Source organism: Chitinophagaceae bacterium, assembly GCA_030053935.1.
Lineage (GTDB): Bacteria > Bacteroidota > Bacteroidia > Cytophagales > JASGCU01 > JASGCU01.
Genome location: JASGCU010000090.1, coordinates 5702 through 9878, shown reverse-complemented (window position 1 = coordinate 9878; position 4177 = coordinate 5702). Strand labels below are relative to the sequence as shown.

Here is a 4177-nt window from a genome sequence, read left to right as displayed (position 1 = left end):
TTTATAATTTATTTTTTAATGAGTATAATTCTGCTTTGAGTTTTGCTATTTCTTGGTCGGCTGTGGCTTTTTCTTGTAGGTGGGTTCTAAAAATTGATTTTTTGCAATAAAAAGTAGATACATTGTATGCAATGCATCTACTAAAATATACCAAATTATTATTTTGGTTACAACAATTTGTTTATAAGATGCTAAATACTTACAAAATGAGATATTTTTTAGCAAAATAGTATCTTTAAGAATTATTTAAAATGTAATAAGAGCATTATATTAAAAAAATTTCTATTTTTGGGTTCATATTAGAGTAATATATTAAATTTATGAGAGAAGACGAGATTCACAATACAAAATTACGATTTGGAATTATAGGGAATAGCTTGCAGCTCAATAATGCTGTCCGAATAGCTATCCAAGTGGCACCAACAGATATGAGCGTGCTTATATCAGGCGAAAGTGGAACAGGCAAAGAATCTTTTTCCAAGATAATCCACTCTGTCAGCCATAGGAAACATGGAGCATTTATAGCAATAAATTGCGGAGCGATACCCGAAGGAACTATAGATTCAGAACTCTTTGGGCATGAAAAGGGTTCTTTTACAGGAGCTTACGAATCTCGCAAGGGATATTTTGAATCCGCAAATGAGGGAACTATATTTTTAGATGAAATAGGGGAAATGCCGATAAGCACTCAAGCCCGCCTATTAAGAGTATTAGAATACGGAGAATTTATCAAAGTAGGGTCTTCAAAAGTGCAAAAAACAAACGTACGAGTCATTGGAGCTACGAATGTGGACCTGCTGAATGCCATTGAACAAAAGAAGTTTCGAGAAGACCTCTATTACCGTCTCAACACAGTCAATATACAAATTCCTCCCCTGAGAGATAGAGGCGATGATATAGAGAGGTTATTTAAAAAATTTGCATCGGATTTTTCGGAAAAATACCAAGCACAACCCATAACTCTCTCGTTTGAGGCAAAACAGGTCCTTCTTAAATATAGATTTCCAGGGAATATCCGCCAACTCAAAAATATGGTAGAGCAAATGTCTGTATTAGAAACAAACAGAGAAATCGCGGCAGAAAGAATAACCGCTTATATTCCTTATAATAATTCTCATCTTCCATCTACACTGCTTAAAGTGAAAGCAACGGGGGATGAAATAAATGAAAGGGACATTCTCTATAAAATTCTCTTTGATATGAGGCAAGATGTGTCCGATTTAAAAAAATTAGTGTTCAGGTTATTAAAAGATTCTGACCAAAGAAGCGAGATTTTACAAAGCAATAGGCATCTATTTGCAACAGAAATGGAACCCGATGAGAAATTACCATCACTTATAGAAAGAAACGATGCCCAAATAGTAGTATCCTCCTCCATTAAAAGAGAAGCGAAAAAAAATACCACAGAAGATACCGAAGCAATACAAGAAACATTAAATATAGATATAACAGAAGAAACCAACGATTCTCTTTCCATTGTAAAAAAAGAAAGAGAACTTATTATAACAGCTCTCAAACGGAATAACTTAAAAAGAAAAGATGCCGCTAAACAACTGGGAATCTCGGAGAGAAACCTCTACCGCAAAATTAAAGAATATGGGTTGGAAGATATGTAAGTTTTTAATATGCCTACTGCTCATTTTATCGCATACACAATGCGGTATTTACTCCCTCACAGGAGCTTCTATCTCTTCAGATGTAAAGACCATCTCCATACCACCCTTTTATAACAATGCAGCTCTCGGTCCTTCGTATATGAATATACTTTTTACCGAAAGATTAAAATCCTATTTTCAACAAAACACCTCTCTGACCGTTATATCTGAAAATGGTGATCTCAATATGGAAGGAAGCATAGAAAATTACACTCTTGCCCCCATAGCACCTTCTGCTGCTACAGGGCAAAACACCGTAGGATTCTCCTCACAAAACCGAATTACCATTACCATAAGCGTCAGTTACACGAATACCAAAGATGAAGCCTTTAATTTTACCAATAAATCCTTTTCTTTCTTCCAAGATTTTGACCCAAACACCCAATCTCTAACACAAAACGAAGAAAGGTATCTACGCGACATCTTTGATAAGATAATACTAGATATATTTAATTCCACCATTGCCAATTGGTAAGTACCTTATGAATTAAAAAAATAAAAACTGTTCAGGCAACAGAAAATACTATTATACCTACAATTTTTTTGTTATTTATGGAAGTATAAAACACATCTATTACCATTACTTATAAATTTTTGGAAACGAACAATGAAACAAAAAACAAAAAACATACAGAATAAGAAAGTAGAACCCCAAAAAGAAACACCATTATATGTCTATACTCTGGTTCTTCTCGGAGTAATATCGCTTGTGTATGGGCAGACGGTGTGGTTCGGATTTATAGAGTTTGATGATGTAGCATTTCTCGTTGCGAGGCAGGATTATTTTTCTGTTTTTAAGAATTTTTTCTTAGGATTTATAGATTCTTTGACCTTAGAATATTATAGACCCTTTTTATACTGCACTTTTTTTATTGATTTTTTATTTGCAAAGAGTTCCCCCTCTCTCTATCATTTTAGTAATATCTTGTATCATTTTCTCGCTTGCTTGCTCTTGTTTCGGCTCTTGCTTTTGATGAACTATGAAAAAAAAATATCCTTTTTACTCGTTCTCTTTTTTGCAATAAGCCCCCTATTTACCCAAGCAGTATGTTGGATAATGGGAAGGAATGACATATTACTCGCAATATTCACTCTTTTAGGACTTATTACCCTCATAAAGTTTGTACAAACAAATGCTCCAAAGTTTTATGTTTTTCACATTTTGTCGCTTTTAGGAGGGCTTTTTACCAAAGAATCCGCTGTCATTATTCCTTTCGTTTGCATGCTCTTGCTTTTTTTTATGCTGAGAGAAAGAAAAAAAAAGGCGTATCTTTTATTTTTCTCGGGATGGCTTTTAGCAGGGATCTTCTTTCTTTCATTGCGGTATTATGCCATGAATTTTGGTACCATGAAAACGGAATCAGATGTGGTATCCTTGCAATTGGAGTATGGGATTCATACTTTTTTACGGAATACACCTTATTTTTTTGAGGCATTGGGCAAGTTTTTTATCCCCTATAACCTTTCTGTGTGGTGTCTCTTTGATACATTCACTACCACAATAGGGTTGGTGGTGTATCTGCTTTTGTTTGCACTTTCTTTTTTTATTTTCAAAAAGGCAGATGCAGAGGGAAAGACTGTACTACGGCAGACGTTCCTTTTCACCGCAATGTGGTGGTTTGCATTTATACTTCCTACGGAAATTATTCAAATAACATTCAACGACGGTACGCAGTTGAGCGATTATTTAGAGCATAGATTATATACGCCCGTTATAGGAATTGTTATTTTGTTGATCGACCTTATTACCCGCACTATTTCTTATAAATGGATGCGGTATACGGCGTTTAGAAATGTTTGTATTGCTGTAATAGTGCTGTTTTCGGGAATAAATATTATGAAAAGTACTGATTTTAAGAATGAATCTACCTTTTGGAAGGCATCAATAGCAGATGCTCCATTGAGTGCTTATCCTTTGAAGATGTTTGCTAATCACCTTTTTAGAAAAGGAGAGTTTGATACGGGCAAGTTTTACGCTCTGAAATCTATGCAATTGAATCCATTGGATGCAGAACTGCCCGATTACTTAGGAAGATCTTATGAAAATAAGAATATGCTGGACTCATCGCTCTATTATTTTAAAATATCCGTCCAAAGAAATGGGCAAAAAAATGCTGAATACTTAGCAAATTTAGGAAATGTATATCTGAAACTCAATACATTAGATACTGCGGAGCATATTTTTCAAAAATCCCTTGCCCTGAATCCCAAGCAAAATAATGCTCTCTTTGGAATGGGAATAAGTGCTTATTTACAACAGCGTCCTACCGATGCCCGTGCTTATTGGTTAAAGCTAATAGAGATAAATCCCGATTTTGTGGGCGCTTACACTAATATGATTGTGATGTATATTAATGCAAATCTTTTTGAAGAGGCGAAAAATACTATAATGCTGCTGAAACAAAGAAAGAGCGATTATATAAGCATTCTCAAGCAGAGTGGTATTGATTTAGAAACTAAATATCCGTTCTTAAAACCATAGATGATGAAAAAGAAACTTTCCTCTATTCCATCAAAAAATG

General features: G+C 34.6%; 3 protein-coding genes. All 3 read left to right on the top strand.

Annotated elements, in window-relative coordinates:
* Positions 1 to 320 precede the first annotated feature (320 nt).
* Positions 321 to 1616 carry a sigma-54 dependent transcriptional regulator gene (locus QM536_08385; protein ID MDI9357022.1) on the top strand — a complete coding sequence of 432 codons (1296 nt, stop codon included), beginning with the start codon at positions 321 to 323 and terminating at the stop codon, positions 1614 to 1616.
* Positions 1597 to 2130: an LptE family protein gene (locus tag QM536_08380; protein MDI9357021.1), complete on the top strand. Its 534-nt coding sequence runs from the start codon at positions 1597 to 1599 to the stop codon at positions 2128 to 2130. Before QM536_08385 ends, QM536_08380 begins: the two co-directional genes overlap by 20 nt.
* Positions 2131 to 2262: 132 nt before the next feature.
* Positions 2263 to 4137, top strand: coding sequence for a hypothetical protein (locus tag QM536_08375; GenBank protein MDI9357020.1), 1875 nt, complete (start codon positions 2263 to 2265; stop codon positions 4135 to 4137).
* The last annotated feature ends 40 nt before the right edge of the window (positions 4138 to 4177 follow it).

Excerpts from the sequence above, each read along its gene's own strand:
- QM536_08385 (MDI9357022.1), top strand. The coding sequence starts at position 321 with ATGAGAGAAGACGAGATTCACAATACAAAATTACGATTTGGAATTATA.
- QM536_08380 (MDI9357021.1), top strand. The coding sequence starts at position 1,597 with ATGGGTTGGAAGATATGTAAGTTTTTAATATGCCTACTGCTCATTTTA.
- QM536_08375 (MDI9357020.1), top strand. The coding sequence starts at position 2,263 with ATGAAACAAAAAACAAAAAACATACAGAATAAGAAAGTAGAACCCCAA.